Genomic DNA, 17,738 nt, shown 5'->3' on the forward strand with positions numbered 1-17,738 from the left:
CGGAGGGACCGCATAGGCTTGTCTCTTTCGCCCCTTAGGGCGCCGGGGTCGTCCCGGCGAGCCGAGCGCGAGGAGCAGCCTGCATGTCGTCCCAGGTCAACGGGCGGCCGACCGGAGACGGCGGCACGGTCAAGGACCGTGAGATCGCCGCCGAGCAGCGGTACGTCGACATCGCCTACGCGCGGCTGGAGGAGATGCGCGCCGACGCCCAGGCGATGATCCGCGAGGGCTACCGGCAGTCGCTCGCCGGAACGAAGGGCTCCCTGGTGGACCGGGACGCGATGGTCCACCAGGCCGCGCTGCGCGCCCAGGCCCTCGACGTCGCCGACGACGGCCTCGTGTTCGGCCGGCTCGACCTCGCCCCCGGCGAGAAGCCGTCCGGCGAGGTCCGCTACGTCGGCCGGATCGGCGTGCGCACCAGCGAGCACGACTCCCTGGTCATCGACTGGCGCGCGCCCGCCGCCGAGGACTTCTACCGCGCCACCCCGGAGGACCCGCGCGGCGTCGTCCGCCGCCGCGTCCTGCACTCGCGCGGCCACACCGTCGTCGACCTGGAGGACGACCTCCTCGACCCCGACGCCGCCGACGGCATGACGATCGTCGGCGACGGCGCGTTCCTCGCCTCCCTCGCCCGCGCCCGCGAGGGCGCGATGCGCGACATCGTCGCGACGATCCAGCGCGAGCAGGACGAGGTGATCCGCGCGCCCGCCGACGGGACCGTCCTGGTCCGCGGCGCCCCCGGCACCGGCAAGACGGCGGTCGCCCTGCACCGGGTCGCCTACCTGCTGTTCCGGCACCGCCGCCGGTTCGGCTCGCGCGGCGTGCTGGTCGTCGGCCCGAACCGCCGCTTCACCGCCTACATCGAGCGGGTGCTGCCGTCCCTCGGCGAGGGCTCGGCGACGCTGCGCTCCCTCGGCGACCTCGTCGACGGCGCCACCGCGACCGTCCACGACACGCCCGCGCTCGCCGCGCTGAAGGGGGCGGAGACGATGGCGGCCGTGCTGCGCCGCGCCGTCGCCGACCACGCCCCCGGCGCGCCCGACGAGCTGCGCGTGGTGTTCAAGGGCGTCGTCGTCTCCCTCGACCGGCGGGTCCTCGACCGCGTCCGCAACGACGTGCACCGGCGCAGCCGCGGCAGCGTGAACGCGGCCCGCCGGCAGGTCGCCGAGATGCTGCTGGACGCGCTGTGGCAGCGGTTCACCGACCTCGGCGGGCCGGAGGCCGCACGGGAGGCGGAGGGCGCCGAGGCCGGCCTGTGGAACGCGATCCTCGCCGCCGACGGCCTGGCCTCCCTCGACGACGAGCCCGGCGGCCGCCCGGCGGGCAACGGCACGCCCCGCGAGCAGTTCGACGCCCGGGTCCGCGAGCAGCGCGAGTTCGCCGACTTCCTGGTGGCGTTCTGGCCGATCCGCCGCCCCGCCGACGTGCTCCGCTCGCTCGGCGACCCGGCCCGGCTGCGCCGCGCCGCCGGCCGCGACCTCGACCGCGACGACGTCGCCCGGCTCGCCTCCTCGTGGGCCGGCGACGCGCCGTTCAGCTACCAGGACGTCGCGCTGATCGACGAGATCGACGCGCTGCTCGGCTCGCCGCCCCGCCCGTCGCGCCGCCGCGCGTCCGCCGCCGCGGACGACCCGTTCGTCGTCGACGGCGTCAACATCCTCACCGGCGAGGAGGTCGCGGAGGACGACTGGGAGCCGGACATGCAGGAGCTCACCACGTCGATGGAGCGGCTCGAACGGTCCCGCCGCGTCGACGACGGCGTGGTGGAGGAGCGCCCCGAGTACGCGCACATCGTCGTGGACGAGGCGCAGGACCTGTCGCCGATGCAGTGGCGGATGCTCGGCCGCCGCGGCCGCCAGGCCAGCTGGACGGTCGTCGAGGACCCGGCGCAGAGCGCCTGGGAGGACCTCCCCGCCGCCCGCGCCGCCATGGAGGCGGCGCTCAGCGGGGAGCGCCCGTCGTCGCGGAACCGCCGCCGCAAGCCCGCGCCGCGCCGCACCCGGCACGAGTACGAGCTGACGACGAATTACCGCAACTCCACCGAGATCGCCGCCGTGTCCGCGCGGGTGCTGGCGCGCGCGCTGCCGGAGGCGCGCCCGGCCCGCGCCGTCCGCTCGTCGGGGATCGCGCCGGTCGTCCGCGTCCTGCCCGAGTCGGGGCTCGCCGCCGCGGCCCGGGAGGCCGCCGAGGAGCTGCTCGCGCAGGTCGAGGGGACGATCGGCGTCATCGTCCCGTTCCACCCGGCCGAGGTGCACGACGAGGGCACGATCCCGCTCCCGCACGAGATCGCGTCGGCGCGGTGGGACGCCGCCGCCCGCGAGCGCCTCGCCGCCGGGCTGCCCGACCGCGTCCAGGTCCTCGACGTCCTGGAGGCGAAGGGCCTGGAGTTCGACGCCGCCGTGATCGCCGCGCCGGAGACGGTCGCCGCGCAGTCCCCCAACGGGCTCCGCGTGCTCTACGTCGCGGTCTCCCGGGCCACGCAGCACCTGGTCGTCCTGACGTCGGAGCCGGAGTGGGAGGGCATCCTCCTGTCCGGCTGACGCGGCACGGCACGGCCCCGGCCCCGGGCCAGCCCAGGTCGCGCAGGCCCGGGCCGGGGTCCGCCGGTCAGTTCTCCAGGGCGGCGAACGCGCCGGGCTCGTACGAACCGCCCTTGGTGTGGAGCGTCACGCCGAGCCGGTTCGCCGCGTTGATCATCGCGACGAGGTAGACGAGCGCGGCGATCTGGTCGTCGTCGTAGTGCTCGCGCACCCGCGCCCACGTCGCGTCGGACACGCCCGGGTGGGCGTCGGCGAGCCGGGTGCCCTCCTCGGTGAACGCCAGCGCGGCGCGCTCGGCCTCGGTGAACACCGTGGACTCGTGCCAGGCCGCGACCAGGGCGAGCCGGACGGCGGTCTCGCCCGCGGCCGCGGCGTCCTTGCTGTGGACGTCCACGCAGTAGCCGCAGCCGTTGATCTGGCTGGCGCGCAGCATCGCCAGGTTCTGTACGGTCCGGGGCAGCGACGACTGCTGGATCGCCAGGCTGACGTTGAAGAACCGCTTGCCGATCTTGGCGCCGAGCTCGTTGGCCATCAGGTCGAATCGGGCTTCCATGTCTTCTCCTCCGTAGCGGGGCCCCTTGGCGGGAGCCGCGGGCCGCGCGGTCCGTCCGTGCGGCGTCCTGATGCCATGGAGATGCCGGTGCCCCGAGCCCTGTGACGGCACGGCCTTGTGACGTACGCCACCGGCCGCGGGTGTCACAGGGCGGCGGCGGCCGGCATCTCATGCGCGTGGCAGCCTTGAGGACGAGCGGACAGGAGCCGGCGATGAACGAGCCAGGGGACCCGACGAGCACACCGGCGGAACCGGCGAGCCCGCCTGCGGACGCACCGGCGGACGCGCCCGGCCGCGCCGACGCCGCCACCGAGGCGTTCGTGACCCACCGCAACCTGCTGTTCACCGTCGCCTACGAGATGCTCGGCTCCGCCGCCGACGCGGAGGACGTCCTGCAGGAAACCTGGCTGCGCTGGACCGGCGTCGACCTCGACACCGTCCGGGACAGGCGCGCCTACCTCGTCCGGATCACCACCCGCCAGGCGCTCGGCCGGCTCCGCACGCTCCGCCGCCGCAAGGAGTCCTACGTCGGCCCCTGGCTGCCCGAGCCGCTGCTGACCGCCCCCGACGTCGCCGACGACGTCGAGCTGGCCGACAGCCTCTCGATGGCGATGCTGCTGGTGCTGGAGACGCTCGCGCCGACCGAACGCGCCGTGTTCGTGCTGCGCGAGGTGTTCGACCTGCCCTACGACGAGATCGCCGAAGCGGTCGGCAAGAACCCCGCCACCGTCCGCCAGATCGTCCACCGGGCGCGGGCGCACGTCGCCGCGCGCCGGCCCCGCGGCGCCGTCTCCCCGGACGAGACCCGCAGCGCGCTGGAGGCGTTCAAGCAGGCGATCGAGACCGGCGATCTCCAGGGGCTCTTCGACGTCCTCTCCCCCGACGTCGTGTTCCTCGGCGACGGCGGCGGGCTCGCGCAGGCCGCACTGGAGCCCATCACGGGAGCCGACCGTGTCGCGCCCCTCGCCGCGGGCCTGAACCGGTTCGGCGCGGCGGCGTCGCTGCACCCCGCCCACGTCAACGGCTACCCGGCGCTGGTGTTCCGGCTCGACGGCGAGATCGACACCGTCATCGCGGTCCGCGTCGACGACGGCCTCATCACCGGCCTCTACGCCGTCCGCAACCCCGAGAAGCTCTCGCGCATGACGCGGGAGACCCCCGTCCTCCGCTGAGTTGTGGCGTGTCGCCGTCATCCCGGCCGCCATGAGGGCGACATGCCACAACCCGGCGCCGGCGGCGGGCGGTGAGCGGGGCGCGCGGGGGTGCGGGCGCGGTTAGGCTGGCGCTGCCAGCCCGACCCCCGCCGGAATGGAGTTTGATGAGCGGCCGGAACCCCGCCCCCCGCCGCAGCTACGGCGGCCGCTCCGCCGAGGAGCGCCGCGCCGACCGTCGGGAACGGCTGCTCGGCGCCGGCCTCGAACTGTTCGGGACCCGCGGCTACGCGGCGACCTCCATCGAGCGGCTCTGCGCCACCGCCAGCGTGTCCACCCGCAACTTCTACGAGGAGTTCTCCGGACGCGAGGAACTACTCACCGCCCTGCACCGCGGCATCAACGAGCGCGCCCGCGCCGCCCTCGACACCGCCTACGCCGGCGCCGCCGGCGAGCCGCTGCCCGCCCGCGTCGAGCGCGCCGTCCGCGCCTTCGTCACCGTCACCGCCAGCGACCCGCGCTGGGCGCGCATCGCGTTCGTCGAGGTCATCGGGGTCAGCGCCGGCCTCGAACGGCACCGGCTCCAGTGGCGCGCGCACTGGGAGGAGACGATGCTCGCGATGATCAGGGAGGCGGTGGAGCGCGGCGAGGCCGCCGACCGCGACTACCGCCTCACCGTCATCGCGATCATCGGGGCGGTGAACAACCTCGTCCACCACTGGTCCGCCCGCGACCAGACCATCCCCCTGGACGACATCACCCGGGAGCTGACCCACCTGATCCTGTCGGCGGTCAGATGATCGGCGGGCGGCCCGTCCGCGTCATGCGCCACGCGGTGCGGTAGGAGATCGGGCGGCGGGGGCCCGCCGGCTTCCGCCAGCCCTCCACGAAGCCCTTGAACCAGGGCTTCAGCGCGCTCGGCTTGCGCTCGCGCAGCAGGGTCATGCCGACCCACACCGCGAGGTAGGTGAACGCCAGCGGCCACGGCAGGTTCCGGCGGGCCAGCCAGACCCGGTTGCGGGCGTTGTACCGGTAGAACATGTCGTGTCGCGTCGGCAGGACGGCCGGGTGGAACATCACCGCGGACGCGTCGTACACGATGTGGTAGCCCGCGTTGAGGATCTGCCACGCGAGGTCGGTCTCCTCGTGGGCGTAGAAGAAGTCCTCCGGCAGGCCGCCGCCCGCGTCGAACGCGGCGCGGCGGATCGCGCAGGCGCCGCCGAGGAACGTCGTGACCTCCGACGAGCGCTCCGGGTCGCCGGCGCGCAGCCGCGGGACGTGCCGCCGCTCGCCGCGCCCGCCCTCCGGGTCGCGGACCCGGAACGACACGACGCCGAGCCCCGGGTCGGCGGCGAACCGGTCCCGCAGGTAGGTGCCGAGGCGGGTGGAGCGGTACCAGCCGTCGTCGTCGAGGAACAGCACCACGTCGCCGCAGGACGCCTCGACGCCGCGGTTGCGGCCCGCCGGGATGCCGACGTTCTTCGGCAGGCTGATCGTCTTGACCCGCTCGTCGTCGAACGGCGGGACGCCCGCGCGGTCGCCCACCGGGTCGACGCCGTTGCCGACGAGGACGACCTCGACGTCCGCGTGCTCCTGCTCCAGCGCGCTGCGCACGGCGCGGGCCAGCTCGTCCGGGCGGTTGCCCATGGTGAGGACGACGACGCTGAGTTTCACTTCAGTCTCCGGGAGGCCAGGATGCTGACCAGGTGCAGCAGGGTCTGCACGACCGCGACGAGCGCGACGGCGACCATCAGCACGCGGATCGCGACGGGGGCGTCCGCACCGGTCAGGGTGTCGATCAGGGCGGCGGCCAGGATCAGCAGCGACAGCTCGACGGCGCCGATGATGCGGTGGAAGCGCAGCATCGACGCGGCCTGCCGGGCCAGCGCGATCCCGGTGGAGCGGGGCCGCAGCGCCCGGTCGCCGCCGGACGGGTCGGCGGGCAGCCCGGACTTGGCGCGGGCCACCACGACGTTGTCGGTCTCGGCCTTGATCAGCGCGGCGCCGAGCGCGGCGACGAGCCCGAGCTCGGCCCAGCCGCCGTTCCTCCAGCCGCCCTGGGCGGCGAAGCCGAGCCCGATGAGCAGCGAGATCTCCGACAGGTAGTGGCCGATGCGGTCGAGGAAGACCCCCGCCACCGACGTCTGCCGCAGGTAGCGGGCGACCTCGCCGTCCACGCAGTCGAGCAGCAGGTACACCTGGATGAGCAGGGCGCCGCCGAGGGCCGTCCACAGCGCGCCCGTGCCGGACGCGGGCAGCGACACCACGACCCCGGCGACGATGCCGCTCAGCATCATCAGGTAGGTGAGCTGGTTCGGGCTGAACCCGAGGCGCAGCGCGATCCACCCGAAGTACGGGGACAGGTCGCGCATGTAGAGCCGGCCCGCCCAGTGCTCCTCGTTGCGCCGGTCCTTCAGGCCGGGCGGCTGCCCGTACCGGCGGATGTCGGCGACCCGCGCCGCGTTGCGCGGCGGGCGGTGGTCGCCCGGGTCCGGGGAACCGGGGCCGGCCGCGGGGGGTCCGGGGAGCTCAGCCTCCATGGGCCTGGACATACTCTTCCACCGCCTTGAGCGTCTCGCCCTTGTCGAGGCCGAGGTGTTCCAAGATCGTATAGCGGCCGGGCCGGGTGCGCGGGGCGTACAGCACGGCCTCCGCGAACTGCTCCTCGGTCAGGCCGACGTCGGCCGGGAACCGGGGCAGCCCGTGCCGGCCGAGGCAGGCGAGGATCTCCGCGAGCCGCTCCCCGGCGGTGTCGCCGGCGCCCGCGCCGCCGCCGTCGAGCCGGGTGGCGCGCAGGTGGTAGCAGAACGCCGCGCCGATCCCCGCCAGCTCCCCGTGGTTCGCGGTGCCCGGGTAGAGCTGGTCGATGGCGTGCAGGATCTCGTGGTCGCCGCCGCTCGCCGGGCGGGAGTCGCCCGCGAACGACATCGCCATCCCGGACAGCACCAGGCCCTCCGCGAGGACGGTGAGGAACCGGTCGGACTCGATGGAGCCCGGCTGGTGCAGCAGCGCCTCGGCGGCGGTGCGGGCGACGGTCAGCGCCATCCGGTCGACGCGCTCGCCGCACTCGTCGGCGGCGAGGAGCCAGTCGTCCACCGCGGAGAAGTTGCTGACCACGTCGCCGACCCCGGCGCGGACGAGCCGGTCGGGCGCGGTGTGCACGTAGTCGAGGTCGACGACCATCGCCAGCGGCATCACGACGCCGAACGAGCCCTTGCCCTTGTCGTGCTCCAGGGACGCGACCGGGGAGCAGATCCCGTCGTGGGAGAGGTTCGTGGCGACCGACACCATCGGGATGCCCGACAGCGTCGCCGCGTACTTCGTCGCGTCGATCGTCCGGCCGCCGCCGATCCCGACGACGGCCTCGAACGTCCCGCCGCGCAGCCGGCCGGCGAGGCCGACGGCCGCGTCGACGGTGCCGCCCTCGACCTGGAACACCTCGCAGGCCGACAGGGACGGGCGGACGTGCTCGGCGATGTGGTCGCCCTGGCCTTGGCCGACGGCGATGGCCACCCGTCCCTCGGTGGCGATCCGCTTGTCGGCGAGCAGCTCGCCGAGGGCGGCGACGGCGCCGCGCCGCACGTCGATGGAGAGCGGCGCGTTCAGCATCCGCGTCAGCAGGGGCATGGGCCTCCTCGCTCGGGGTCGTCCCGCGTGTGGCGCCGGCGGCCTCAGTAGGTCTTGGCGATCCGGCGGGCCTTCTCCAGGTCGTCGTGGTTGTCCACCTCGACCCAGTCGACCGCGCCGATCGGCGCGACCGCGATGCGGCCGCCCCGGTTCACCAGCTCCTGGTAGCCGTCCTCGTAGTACTGGTCGGGATTGCTCTCCCAGGTCGCCTTGAGGGCGTCGGCGAGGGGCTCCGCGGCGGCGGGCTCGATCAGGGTCGCGCCGATGTACTCGCCGTAGGCGGTGGACGGGTCCATCAGCTTGGTGATCGTCTTCAGGTGCTCGCCCTCGTCGAGGATGACCTTCATCTCCTCGTCGGCGAGAGTTTTCACGTTGTCCACGGCGAGGAGGATGTCCGGTCCGCGGTGGGCCAGTAGCGTCTTCTCGACGCTCACCGGATGGACCGTGTCGCCGTTGACCATGAGGACGCCCTTGGAGAAGTGCTCCCGAGCCAGCCACATGGAGTAGGCGTTGTTCCACTCCTCGGCCTTGTCGTTGTGGACCAGCGTGATCGACACGCCGTACCTCTCCTCGAGGGCGGCCTTGCGCTCCTCGACGGCGCCCGCGCAGTAGCCGACGACGATCACCACGTCGGTCAGGCCGACCTCGGCGAGGTTGCCGAGCGCGATGTCCAGGATGGTGGTGTCGCCGTCCACCGGGACCAGGGCCTTGGGGAGGGTATCGGTGTACGGCCGCAGCCTCCGGCCCGCGCCCGCTGCCAGCACCATGCCGATCATGCCTTCTCTTCCTCCCAGTCGACCATCACACCGCCGCCGCGACCGGACCGCGCCCACATGGCGACGCCCTCGCTGCCGAACAGCACACCAAGGTAGGCGGCCAGCGCAGCGTACGCGATCGGAAGGAGCCCGCAGAGGCCCGCGAAGGCCACACAGAGCATCCGGCCCTCCCAGCCGAGACCGGCGCGGAGGGCGAGCCCCCACGGCCGGACTCCCTGGCGGGAGCGGTACGCGGCGTCGCAGTGGTGGAGCGCGAGGACGGCCGCCAGCACGTAGACGAGCGGTGCCGACACTCCCTGCGCAAACCCCAGTACGGCGAGGTAACCATACTCGATCGCGCGGATTATGGGCGGTACGAGCCAGTCCAGCCGTCCGGCATGCGGGTGACCTGCGGAGGGACCCGCCAGCAGGATCACCACGATCGGGGCGAGGAGCGCGGGCGCCGGCGGGCCGTGCGCGCCGGCCGCGAGCAGCAGCGCGGTGACGCCCGCCGCGGCGGTGACGGCGGGCAGCGGCGGGAGCCTGCCGCGCGCCGTCCGGCCCAGCACCAGGCACACCGGCCCGTCGTCGCGGTGGTCCCCGACCTGGACGGCGGCGTTCACCGGTCCGCCGATCCCGGCGCGGGCGCCGCGTGCGCGAACGAGCCGCGGGCGTGCCCGGCGAGGACGAACGCGGCCGCCGCCGAGCCCCACACGAGCAGGACGGCGAAGGTGACGCGGGCGCCCGCGAGCGCGGCGGTGACGGCGATCAGCGCGAACCGCTCGCCGGCCGGGAGCGCCAGCGCCCGCACCGCGCGGCGCGCGACCTCGTTGCGGATGCGGCCCTGCCGCGGGCGCCGGCCGTACCGGGACGCCGCGTAGGACACGTCCAGCGTCTGGCGGACCGTCAGCAGCACCAGCGCGGCCACGGCCGCCGCCCACGCGTTCCCGGCGAACCCGGGCCCGCCCGGCGGCTCGGCGCCCGCGCCGACCGCGAGGCCCGCGTAGACGGCGGCCTCCTTCGCCCGTCCGAGGACGCCCGCCGGCCACGCGGCCCCGGGGGTGCCCGCCGCGCGCGCGAGGCCGCCGTCCACGCAGTCCAGGACGAACGAGACGTACAGCAGCCCCGCCCCGGCGATCATCCCGTCGCGGGTACCGGCGGAGAACCAGACCGCCGCCAGCGCCCCGAAGCAGAACGAGATGCCCGACACCGTCTCGGCCGTGAGGCCGCGCGACGCCGCCCAGCGCACCAGGTGCGGCGCGTACCCGCCGACCGCGTACGCCGCGACGAGCCCGTCGCCGCGGTGCGCGGCGGCCCGGCGGCGCTCCGCGCGTCCGGCGGCCCGCTCCGGGCGGGCACGGTTCTCCTCCACGGCGTCGGCCGCCTCCGGTACGTTGAGCGTGGCGGGCCGGCGGCGGGGGCGCACCCTGACCATCGGCTCCTCCAGGCGAGATCGAAGCGTACGGGTGACAGCTCAGCGTAGCGACTCGGTGACCCACTGTCGCAGGAACGGGCGTGCATGTGGTGCGCGCGGCGAGAGGGAGAGATGGCGGCGCGGACGGTTGCGGTGGTGCTCGCCGGCGGCATCGGCGAGCGCATGGGCGCGGGGCGCCCCAAGCAGCTCATCGAGGTGGGCGGCCGGCCGATCCTGGCGCACGCGATCGCCGCGTTCGACGCCCATCCCGAGGTCGGCGAGGTGCTGGTGGTGATGGCCGCCGGGCACCTGCGCGAGGCGGGCGTGATCGCCGCGCCGTTCCGCACCGTGACGGGCGTCGTCGAGGGCGGCGCGACCCGCACCGCCTCGACCGTCGCGGCGCTGCGCGCCCTGGAGGGCCACGCCGACGACACGCGCGTGCTGTTCCACGACGCGGCCCGCCCGTTCGTCGACGCCCCGGTCATCGACCGGGTGCTCGACGCGCTCGACGGCCACGACGCCGTCGCGGTCGGCGTGCCGTCGCCGGACACGATCGTCGTCGTCGAGGGCGGGGTGGTCGCGTCCATGCCGCCGCGCGAGACGATGAGCCGGTTCCAGACCCCGCAGGGGTTCCGGCTCGGCACCATCCGCAAGGCCTACGAACTGGCGCTCGCCGATCCGGCGCTGCGCGCCACCGACGACTGCGGGATCGTGCACCGCTACCTGCCGGACGTGCCGATCCGCGTGGTCGCGGGCAGCGAGCGCAACCTCAAGGTCACCCAGCCGCTCGACGCGGTGGTGGCCGAGCACCTCGCCCGGGAGGACCTGCCGTGATCTTCGAGAAGTCCCCGGCCGTCATCGGGCACCGCGGCTACGGCGCGGGCGTCCTCACCCCGCCCGGCGCCGCGTCGCCGGTCGCGGAGAACACCCTGGAGTCGCTGCTCGCCGCCGCGTCCGCGGGGCTGGGCTGGGTCGAGATCGACGTGACCCGCACCGCCGACGACCACCTCGTGCTGCGGCACGACCCGACCGTCGAGGGCGGCGACCACATCGTCGACATGCCCGCCGACGCCAGCGGCCTGCCGCTGCTCACCGAGATCTTCGACGCGCTGCCCACCGGCATCGCGGTCGACGTCGACGTCAAGACCGTGCTGGAGGACGCGGTGGACGCCCCGTCCCGCCGGACGGGCGCGCTGCTGCTGCCGGTGCTGAAGCGCGAGGCGCGGCGCCGCCGGCTGCTCGTCACCTCGTTCGACCCGGCGCTGCTGGTGTTCCTGCGCGGCGAGCTGCCGGACGTCCCGCTCGGCCTGCTGACCTGGCTGCGGTTCCCGATGTGGCACGCGGTCCCGGCCGCGGCCGGGCTGGACCTGCAGGCCATCGCGGTGCACACCGGCTCGTGCGGGTTCGAGCACCCCGACAGCCGGCTGCGGCCGCTGGAGCACTGCGTGGACGTCGCGCACCAGGCGGGCCTCGACGTGATCGCCTGGTGCCCGGCCGCCGACCGCGCCCCGGACTACGCGTCCGCCGGGGTCGACGCGATGGTCGTCAACGACGTCCCCGGCGTCCTCACCGCCCTCTCCTAGGCGAAGCCCCGGCGGGTCGCCCTCAAGCGGAGCCGAGATCGACCTCCATGGCGAACGGAGCCGACACCTTGACCTTGCCGGTGAAGACCTCGCCCTCCCGGTACGCCGCCGTCGCCGGGTCCAGAACGTAGGTGTACAGCAGCGGCACGCCGGTGGCGGCCTGCTCGATCCTCCAGTAGAAGGCGATGCCCGCCCGGGCGTACTGGTCCACCTTCACGACCCGGTCGGTGGTCTCCGAGCCCGGTGAGACGACCTCGGCCACCAGGAGCACGTGTTCCGGGCGGGTCGGGGTCACGTCGATCGTGTCCGCCCGGTACACGACGACGTCCGGCCGGCGATTGGTGAGCGGAACGTCCTGCAGCCGGACGTCGAAGTCCGTGTCGGCGTTCCACTCCGGGCCACCGGCGTCGTCCAGGGCGTTCGCCAGAACGCGGGCCAGGCGGTTGTGGCGCTTGGACGCGCTGGGGCTCACGACGACCATCCCGTCCACGACTTCGATACCCGCGCACTGCTCGTCGGACCAGGAGTCGTACTGCTCGGCCGTGATCTGCTCATGCATCCACGCGGGGGCGACCATCCCGGCGGTCATGACGCACCTCCCCGGGCTGTGTCGGCCGGACCGGGCCCTGACAGACTCAGCGTACTGTCCTTGACACGCTAGCGGTTGCCGCGGAGGTCGTCGCCGCCGTACATCTGCGTCCACTCGCCGACGCCCTCGCCGGAGCCGCCGCCCTGGGCGGGCGGGGAGGCGTCGTCGTCCTCGAACGGGACGGCGCCGGACGCGGGGCGCGCCGGAGGCTGGGCCGGCGGCGCGGACGGCGGCTGGGCCGGGGACGCCGCCTGCGGGAGGCCCGGCTGCGCCGAGCGGCCGTACTGCGGCTGCGCGAGAGGCTGCTGGCCGTACTGCGGGGGCCGTCCCCATGGCGTGTCCTGTGCGGGCGCCTGAGGCGCGCCCAGCGGCCCCGGGGCGCCCGGCGCGGCGGGCGGCGGACCCATCGGCGCGGGCGGCGGGCCGGCGTAGCGCGGCGCGGCGGCCCCGGCCGTCCGGGCGCGCCACCGCGACGGCGGCACCGACGCGACGACGAGCAGGGCGCCGAGCAGCAGGAACATGCCCATCGGCGCGAACGTCAGGTAGCCCTCGACGAGGTTGTCGGGCATGGGCTTCTTCGAGGTGTGCTGCGTCGCCCAGATGGGATCGGCGATCCAGAGCACGCCCAGCGCCGCGTAGACGACGCCGGGGACGAGCGACGCGAGCGGTGAGACGCGGGACCCGACCACCAGGCCGATCAGGACCGCCGCGACGAGCAGCACGAGCGTGCCGATCCACAGGTCGCTGCCGTGGTAGCTGCGCAGCTGGACGAGCCCGAACCGCGTGGCGCGGAACATCTTGTTCGTGCCGAACAGCAGGCACCATCCGACCACGGCGGTCGCGACGAGTCCCCCCACCGCGCCTATGCCGTGCCGTGCGCCGTTGGACATGGCGACCTCCTCGCGTCCGGCGGGCGTGATCCCGTCGAACCTAACCCTGAGACGTGCGGAAACGCACGGGGGTTCAGGGGAGGTTGGCCGGATTCCGCCGCTACACCACCGGTTCGCCGGGTTTGGCGGGTGCGGGCTGGCCGAGCCGCGGCGGGCTGGTCAGGAACCCGACGCCCCAGGTGACGTGCATGGTCGCGAAGACCAGCGGCAGCCGCATCCAGGCCGACACCGGCAGCCCGCGGCCCTCGACGGCGGCGCCGACGATCATCGCGGCCGCGTACCCGCCGGGCAGGATCCAGCCGGGCCAGAACCCGAACGCCCCGGCGACCACGCCCGCGGTCATCGCGACCACGGCGATGGGCGGCGCGAGGTAGCGCAGGTTGAGGGTGCCCTGGTGCTCGCGGCCGACGACGCGGCGCCAGCGCCCGGTGTGGAAGTACTGCTTGGCGAGCGCGCGCAGGTTGGGCCGGGGACGGTAGGTGACGCGCATCCGCGGGGTGAAGAAGATCCGCCCGCCGGTCTGCCGGATGCGGTGGTTCATCTCCCAGTCCTGGGCGCGGGTGAAGGTCTCGTCGTAGCCGCCGACCCGCTCCAGCGCGCTGCGCCGGAACGTGCCGAGGTAGACGGTCTCGACCTCGCCGGCCTCGCCGCCGGTGTGGAAGCGGGCGTTGCCGACGCCGATCCGGGACGTCATGGCGCGGGCGACGGCCTGCTCGAAGGGGGTGACGCCCTCGGCGGCCATGATGCCGCCGACGTTGTCGGCGCCGGTCTCCTCCATCGTCTCGACCGCGGCGCGGACGTAGTCGGGCGGCAGCAGCGAGTGCCCGTCCACCCGGACGATGATCGAGTACTGGGACGCCTTGATGGCGATGTTGAGGCCCTGCGGGGTGCGCCCGGTGGGGTTGGCGACCACGACGATGCGGGAGTCCTCGCCGGCGAGCCGGCGGGCGATCTCCTCGGTGCGGTCGCGGGACGGCCCGACGGCGAGCACGAGCTCCATCTCGCCGGGGTAGTCCTGGGTCATGATCCGCCGGACGGAGTCCGTCAGGTGGCGCTGCTCGTTGAGGACCGGCATGACCACCGACACCGCGGGCCAGGTGCGTTCGCCGGTGCTTCGCTGCGGTGCGTGCCGTGTCGTGCGCTGGGCGTGGGGAGATGGATTCATGTGGGCTCGCGGGCCGTCCTCGACCGTGGCGACGGGGTGCCGCGGCCAGAGGGAGGCCCCCCTTCCTCTCTCTCGCTTGCTTGTCTGACGCAGCCCACGCCACCCAGGTTTGCGTGCGGGCCGCCGGGGTGTGGTCAAGACGGCGCCACGTTACTGCAAGGACACGAGGTCCAGGTAGCGAACGGACGGGTGTTCCCCACTTTAGAGTGGTGGGGACCCACGCGAGAACGAGGTCTTCGGGAGGCGGGCGTCGGCATGGCAGACGGGCACGACTCGGGACGCGGCGACGCCGACCCGCTGGAGCGCTACTTCCGGCCCAGACCCGCAGGCGGGGCGGCCGACGGCCCCGCCGACGACGGCGACATCGAAGGCGTCACGATCGACGGGATGCCGGCGCCGAGGGTGAAGGTGGACGGGCCGCGGGGGCCGCGCCGCCCGGGCCGCCGGATCAGCCCGCGGGCGGCGATGAGCGCCCGGCGGCAGAAGCGGTTCCTGACGCTGACCGGGACGATGTCGGCGTTCGTGCTGCTGACCTCGGGCGGGGCGTGGGCGTTCCAGAACTACGTGACGGGCGCGATCGACAAGGTGCACGTCGGCGGGCTCGGCAAGGGCAAGGACGGCCCGAAGGGCGCGATGACGATCCTGGTCGCGGGGGTCGACCGGCGCGAGGGGCTGACGAAGGCGCAGCAGAAGGCGGCGAAGCTGGGACACGACCCGGGCGAGCGGTCCGACACGATGGAGCTGGTGCACGTGTCCCGCGACCACGACCGGGTGTCGATCGTGAGCCTGCCGCGCGACTCGTACGTGACGATCCCGGCGCACGAGTCGAACGGCTCGGAGGGGGCGAAGGGGCAGCGGATCCCGGCCCGTCCGGGCAAGCTGACCTGGGCGTACCAGTTCGGCGGGCCCGACCTCACGGTGGCGACGATCAAGCGGGCGACCGGCGTGTCGATCGACCACTACATCGAGGTGAACTTCTACGGGTTCGTCAACATGGTGGACGCGCTCGGCGGCGTGGACGTGTGCACCGAGCAGGCGATCGACGACCCGAAGAGCGGGCTGCGGCTGCCGGCGGGCAAGTCGCACGTGGACGGGCTGAAGGCGCTGGGGTTCGCGCGGGCCCGCTACACCCTGACCGGCGGCACCGACCTCGGCCGGATCGACCGGCAGCAGCAGTTCATGGCGTCGATGATGAAGCAGGCGCTGTCATCGAAGACGCTGAGCGACCCGGTGAAGTCGACGAGGTTCCTGAACGCGGCGCTGAAGTCGCTGCGGGTGGACCCCGAGCTCGCCAAGAGCCTGCCGAAGCTCGCCGACCAGATGAAGGACCTGTCGACCGACAGCCTGACGTTCGCGAACGTGCCGCTGGCGAACCCGGGGTACAACGCGCAGCTGTGGAACTCGCCGACGCCGCAGTCGACCGTCCAGTGGGACCAGGCGAAGGCGAACGACCTGTTCGGGCGGATCCGGCATGACGAGCCGCTGAGCGAGACGAAGAAGGCGCCGAAGCCGAGCGCGTCGCCGTCGAAGACGCCGTCGGACGGGCCGACGGTGCCGCCGGACGACATCAGCGTCCGGGTGCTGAACGCGATCGGGACGCCGGGGCTCGCGACGCGCGCGGGCTCGCAGCTGACGAAGGACGGCTTCCACGTCACGGTGGTGCCGGGGGTGGCGCGGCGCGGCCAGCAGCGCACGCAGATCCAGTACGGCCCGGGCCGTGAGGACTCGGCGAAGACCCTGGCGGCGGCGATCCCGAACGCGAAGCTGAAGGAGGTCTCGTCGCTGGGGTCGCGGGTGCAGGTGATGGTGGGCGCCGACTGGGACGGCGTGAAGAAGGTGAAGGTGGCCTCGCCGGCGCCGACGGCGTCGCCCGCGTCGGGGTCGTCGCTGGACTCCGGGACCGCCACGGAGAAGCTCTGCCACTGACGATCTAGAATAACGTTCTAGATCGTGGAGAGGAGCAGGGCGTTGGACGGTGACCTTCCCGAGGCGTTCTACGAGCCGCTCGGCGGCGGGCGGTTCGCGAGCACCCCGGCGACAGCGGGCCCCTGGTCGCCGTCGCTGCAGCACGCCGGCCCGGTCGCGGGCCTGATGGGCCGGGCGTTCGAGCGCACCGACCCGGTGCCCGGGACCCGCGTCGCGCGGGTGACGATCGAGATCCTCTCCCCCGTCCCGGTCGCGGAGCTGGAGGTGTCCGCGCGGGTCGTCCGCCCGGGGCGGCGGGTCGCGCTCCTGGAGGGCGAGCTCACGCACGAGGGGCGGCCGGTCGTGCGGGCCACCGCCTGGCGGATCCTGACGGCGCCCGCCGAGGTGCCCGAGACCGTCCACGCGCCCGCGCCGCCGCCGCTTCCGGACGAAGGCCGGACGTTCACGACGCCGGGGCTGCACACGCACGGCTACCTGTCGGCGATGGAGTGGCGGCTCGTCGAGGGCTCGTTCTTCGAGCCGGGCCCCGGGACGACGTGGGCCCGGTCCCGGATCCCGCTGGTCGCGGGCGAGACCGACTCGCCGCTGGTGCGCGCGCTCACCCTGGCCGACAGCGCGTCCGGCGTCGGCAGCCAGCTCGACCTGGCCAAGTGGATGATCATCAACACCGACCTCACGGTCGCGCTGCACCGCGATCCGGCCGGGGAGTGGCTGTGCATGGCCGCGTCGCTGAGCGTCAGCCCGCGCGGCGGGGCGCTGTGCGAGGCGACCCTCGCCGACGGTCACGGAGAGTTCGGGCGGGTGCTGCAGACCATGATCGTGGACGCGCAGCCAACGCCCTGACCTGGCACGACGACGAGCCCCGCGGAGCGGCGTCCGATTCTTGATCGACTACTCTGGGTAGTGACATGGGTGCACAGAGACGTCACCGTCAGGAGTCCAGAGGATGTCGACAAGGTTTCTCGGCCTGATCAGCACGACCGCCGTCGCCGCGCTCGCGGTGACCGGCTGCGCGGCGCAGACCCGCGCCCGGCTCTCCGCCGCGGAGGAGCCCGTACCGTCGGTGAGCGACGCCGCCGCGCCGGCCGCCGCGCCCTCGCCGTCCGGCGGCCCGGCCGCCGCCCCGAAGGGCAAGAAGGGCGCGGCGAAGGACGGCACGGACCTCAACGCCTGCCTCGACGCCGACTGCGAGGTGGAGGTCGCGAGCGGGCAGCGGATCCCGCTCGACCCGAAGTACGGGGTGGACGGCATCGACGTCCGCACCGACGGCCCGCGGGTGATCTTCACCGCGCAGGGCCGGGACAGCAAGATGGTCACCTCGATGGACGCCTCGTGGGCCGGCGCGGGCTCGTCCTCGACCGTCAACGGCCTGACGTTCCGCCCGCGGATGACCAAGGACGGAAAGATCATCGTCAAGATCAGCCACGACTGACCGGACGCCGGGGCGGGCGGTCACCGGGAGGGACCGGGAGATAGGAAGATCACACTACAGAAATCAAAAAACATTAATTAGAATATATTTTTGAGTTGTTATTTTTTAATATT

Annotated in this window: 18 protein-coding genes; 8 read left to right on the forward strand and 10 right to left on the reverse strand. The window is 73.9% G+C overall.

Annotation, left to right across the window (positions count from 1 at the left end):
* Positions 1–83: 83 nt before the first annotated feature.
* Positions 84–2,540 carry an AAA family ATPase gene (locus AB0C78_RS02150; protein WP_360740720.1) on the forward strand — a complete coding sequence of 819 codons (2,457 nt, stop codon included), beginning with the start codon at positions 84–86 and terminating at the stop codon, positions 2,538–2,540.
* Between the two features lie 67 nt (positions 2,541–2,607).
* Here the strand turns inward: AB0C78_RS02150 and AB0C78_RS02155 are convergent, their stop codons facing one another.
* The gene (locus tag AB0C78_RS02155) at positions 2,608–3,093 is read right to left on the reverse strand and encodes a carboxymuconolactone decarboxylase family protein (protein ID WP_151546456.1); all 486 of its coding nucleotides are present in this window, start codon (positions 3,091–3,093) and stop codon (positions 2,608–2,610) included.
* Between the two features lie 212 nt (positions 3,094–3,305).
* Between AB0C78_RS02155 and AB0C78_RS02160 the strand changes: the two genes are divergently transcribed.
* Both AB0C78_RS02160 and AB0C78_RS02165 read left to right on the forward strand, forming a co-directional pair.
* The gene (locus tag AB0C78_RS02160; protein ID WP_360740722.1) at positions 3,306–4,265 is read left to right on the forward strand and encodes an RNA polymerase sigma-70 factor; all 960 of its coding nucleotides are present in this window, start codon (positions 3,306–3,308) and stop codon (positions 4,263–4,265) included.
* A 146-nt stretch (positions 4,266–4,411) separates the two neighbouring features.
* Positions 4,412–5,044: a TetR/AcrR family transcriptional regulator gene (locus AB0C78_RS02165; RefSeq protein WP_151546454.1), complete on the forward strand. Its 633-nt coding sequence runs from the start codon at positions 4,412–4,414 to the stop codon at positions 5,042–5,044.
* On the opposite strand, the gene AB0C78_RS02170 is transcribed toward AB0C78_RS02165, so the two are convergent.
* The 6 genes from AB0C78_RS02170 to AB0C78_RS02195 all read right to left on the reverse strand — a co-directional run bounded on the left by AB0C78_RS02170 (position 5,037) and on the right by AB0C78_RS02195 (position 10,061).
* A complete protein-coding gene (locus AB0C78_RS02170) occupies positions 5,037–5,918 on the reverse strand; it encodes a glycosyltransferase family 2 protein (RefSeq protein ID WP_360740725.1) in 882 nt (293 codons plus the stop codon). The genes AB0C78_RS02165 and AB0C78_RS02170 overlap by 8 nt on opposite strands.
* Positions 5,915–6,784: a CDP-alcohol phosphatidyltransferase family protein gene (locus tag AB0C78_RS02175; RefSeq protein ID WP_225992513.1), complete on the reverse strand. Its 870-nt coding sequence runs from the start codon at positions 6,782–6,784 to the stop codon at positions 5,915–5,917. Before AB0C78_RS02175 ends, AB0C78_RS02170 begins: the two co-directional genes overlap by 4 nt.
* Positions 6,774–7,853: an iron-containing alcohol dehydrogenase family protein gene (locus AB0C78_RS02180; RefSeq protein WP_360740752.1), complete on the reverse strand. Its 1,080-nt coding sequence runs from the start codon at positions 7,851–7,853 to the stop codon at positions 6,774–6,776. The genes AB0C78_RS02175 and AB0C78_RS02180 overlap by 11 nt, the downstream gene beginning before the upstream one ends.
* A gap of 62 nt (positions 7,854–7,915) precedes the next feature.
* Positions 7,916–8,647 carry a phosphocholine cytidylyltransferase family protein gene (locus tag AB0C78_RS02185; protein WP_360740727.1) on the reverse strand — a complete coding sequence of 244 codons (732 nt, stop codon included), beginning with the start codon at positions 8,645–8,647 and terminating at the stop codon, positions 7,916–7,918.
* A complete protein-coding gene (locus tag AB0C78_RS02190) occupies positions 8,644–9,249 on the reverse strand; it encodes a DUF5941 domain-containing protein (RefSeq protein ID WP_360740729.1) in 606 nt (201 codons plus the stop codon). The genes AB0C78_RS02185 and AB0C78_RS02190 overlap by 4 nt, the downstream gene beginning before the upstream one ends.
* The gene (locus tag AB0C78_RS02195) at positions 9,246–10,061 is read right to left on the reverse strand and encodes a hypothetical protein (RefSeq protein WP_360740731.1); all 816 of its coding nucleotides are present in this window, start codon (positions 10,059–10,061) and stop codon (positions 9,246–9,248) included. Before AB0C78_RS02195 ends, AB0C78_RS02190 begins: the two co-directional genes overlap by 4 nt.
* 111 nt (positions 10,062–10,172) lie before the next feature.
* Between AB0C78_RS02195 and ispD the strand changes: the two genes are divergently transcribed.
* Entirely contained in the window at positions 10,173–10,874 is a 702-nt protein-coding gene (ispD, locus tag AB0C78_RS02200; protein ID WP_360740733.1) for a 2-C-methyl-D-erythritol 4-phosphate cytidylyltransferase, read from the forward strand.
* Positions 10,871–11,623 carry a glycerophosphodiester phosphodiesterase gene (locus AB0C78_RS02205; RefSeq protein WP_360740735.1) on the forward strand — a complete coding sequence of 251 codons (753 nt, stop codon included), beginning with the start codon at positions 10,871–10,873 and terminating at the stop codon, positions 11,621–11,623. Before ispD ends, AB0C78_RS02205 begins: the two co-directional genes overlap by 4 nt.
* Positions 11,624–11,645: 22 nt before the next feature.
* On the opposite strand, the gene AB0C78_RS02210 is transcribed toward AB0C78_RS02205, so the two are convergent.
* The 3 genes from AB0C78_RS02210 to AB0C78_RS02220 form a co-directional block, all read right to left on the reverse strand.
* Positions 11,646–12,212 carry a Uma2 family endonuclease gene (locus AB0C78_RS02210; protein WP_151547282.1) on the reverse strand — a complete coding sequence of 189 codons (567 nt, stop codon included), beginning with the start codon at positions 12,210–12,212 and terminating at the stop codon, positions 11,646–11,648.
* A 68-nt stretch (positions 12,213–12,280) separates the two neighbouring features.
* Complete coding sequence (locus tag AB0C78_RS02215; RefSeq protein WP_360740738.1) at positions 12,281–13,102, reverse strand: hypothetical protein; 822 nt, start codon at positions 13,100–13,102, stop codon at positions 12,281–12,283.
* Between the two features lie 100 nt (positions 13,103–13,202).
* Positions 13,203–14,177, reverse strand: coding sequence for a glycosyltransferase family 2 protein (locus AB0C78_RS02220; protein WP_360740754.1), 975 nt, complete (start codon positions 14,175–14,177; stop codon positions 13,203–13,205).
* A gap of 345 nt (positions 14,178–14,522) precedes the next feature.
* On the opposite strand from AB0C78_RS02220, the gene AB0C78_RS02225 reads away from it, so the two are divergent.
* The 3 genes from AB0C78_RS02225 (at position 14,523) to AB0C78_RS02235 (ending at position 17,625) form a co-directional block, all read left to right on the forward strand.
* The gene (locus AB0C78_RS02225; RefSeq protein ID WP_360740740.1) at positions 14,523–16,193 is read left to right on the forward strand and encodes an LCP family protein; all 1,671 of its coding nucleotides are present in this window, start codon (positions 14,523–14,525) and stop codon (positions 16,191–16,193) included.
* A gap of 42 nt (positions 16,194–16,235) precedes the next feature.
* Positions 16,236–17,036 carry a thioesterase family protein gene (locus AB0C78_RS02230; RefSeq protein WP_360740742.1) on the forward strand — a complete coding sequence of 267 codons (801 nt, stop codon included), beginning with the start codon at positions 16,236–16,238 and terminating at the stop codon, positions 17,034–17,036.
* 103 nt (positions 17,037–17,139) lie between these two features.
* Entirely contained in the window at positions 17,140–17,625 is a 486-nt protein-coding gene (locus AB0C78_RS02235; protein WP_360740744.1) for a hypothetical protein, read from the forward strand.
* Positions 17,626–17,738: the final 113 nt, after the last annotated feature.

The organism is Actinomadura sp. NPDC048394 (genome assembly GCF_040651755.1).
In the GTDB taxonomy this organism is placed as follows: Bacteria; Actinomycetota; Actinomycetes; order Streptosporangiales; family Streptosporangiaceae; genus Spirillospora; species Spirillospora montaniterrae.

Bases quoted from the DNA above. Each gene is read 5' to 3' on its own strand.
- AB0C78_RS02150 (WP_360740720.1), top strand. From the start codon at position 84: ATGTCGTCCCAGGTCAACGGGCGGCCGACCGGAGACGGCGGCACGGTC.
- AB0C78_RS02155 (WP_151546456.1), bottom strand. From the start codon at position 3,093: ATGGAAGCCCGATTCGACCTGATGGCCAACGAGCTCGGCGCCAAGATC.
- AB0C78_RS02160 (WP_360740722.1), top strand. From the start codon at position 3,306: ATGAACGAGCCAGGGGACCCGACGAGCACACCGGCGGAACCGGCGAGC.
- AB0C78_RS02165 (WP_151546454.1), top strand. From the start codon at position 4,412: ATGAGCGGCCGGAACCCCGCCCCCCGCCGCAGCTACGGCGGCCGCTCC.
- AB0C78_RS02175 (WP_225992513.1), bottom strand. From the start codon at position 6,784: ATGGAGGCTGAGCTCCCCGGACCCCCCGCGGCCGGCCCCGGTTCCCCG.
- AB0C78_RS02180 (WP_360740752.1), bottom strand. From the start codon at position 7,853: ATGCTGAACGCGCCGCTCTCCATCGACGTGCGGCGCGGCGCCGTCGCC.
- AB0C78_RS02185 (WP_360740727.1), bottom strand. From the start codon at position 8,647: ATGATCGGCATGGTGCTGGCAGCGGGCGCGGGCCGGAGGCTGCGGCCG.
- AB0C78_RS02195 (WP_360740731.1), bottom strand. From the start codon at position 10,061: ATGGTCAGGGTGCGCCCCCGCCGCCGGCCCGCCACGCTCAACGTACCG.
- ispD (WP_360740733.1), top strand. From the start codon at position 10,173: ATGGCGGCGCGGACGGTTGCGGTGGTGCTCGCCGGCGGCATCGGCGAG.
- AB0C78_RS02210 (WP_151547282.1), bottom strand. From the start codon at position 12,212: ATGACCGCCGGGATGGTCGCCCCCGCGTGGATGCATGAGCAGATCACG.
- AB0C78_RS02215 (WP_360740738.1), bottom strand. From the start codon at position 13,102: ATGTCCAACGGCGCACGGCACGGCATAGGCGCGGTGGGGGGACTCGTC.
- AB0C78_RS02220 (WP_360740754.1), bottom strand. From the start codon at position 14,177: ATGCCGGTCCTCAACGAGCAGCGCCACCTGACGGACTCCGTCCGGCGG.
- AB0C78_RS02225 (WP_360740740.1), top strand. From the start codon at position 14,523: ATGGCAGACGGGCACGACTCGGGACGCGGCGACGCCGACCCGCTGGAG.
- AB0C78_RS02235 (WP_360740744.1), top strand. From the start codon at position 17,140: ATGTCGACAAGGTTTCTCGGCCTGATCAGCACGACCGCCGTCGCCGCG.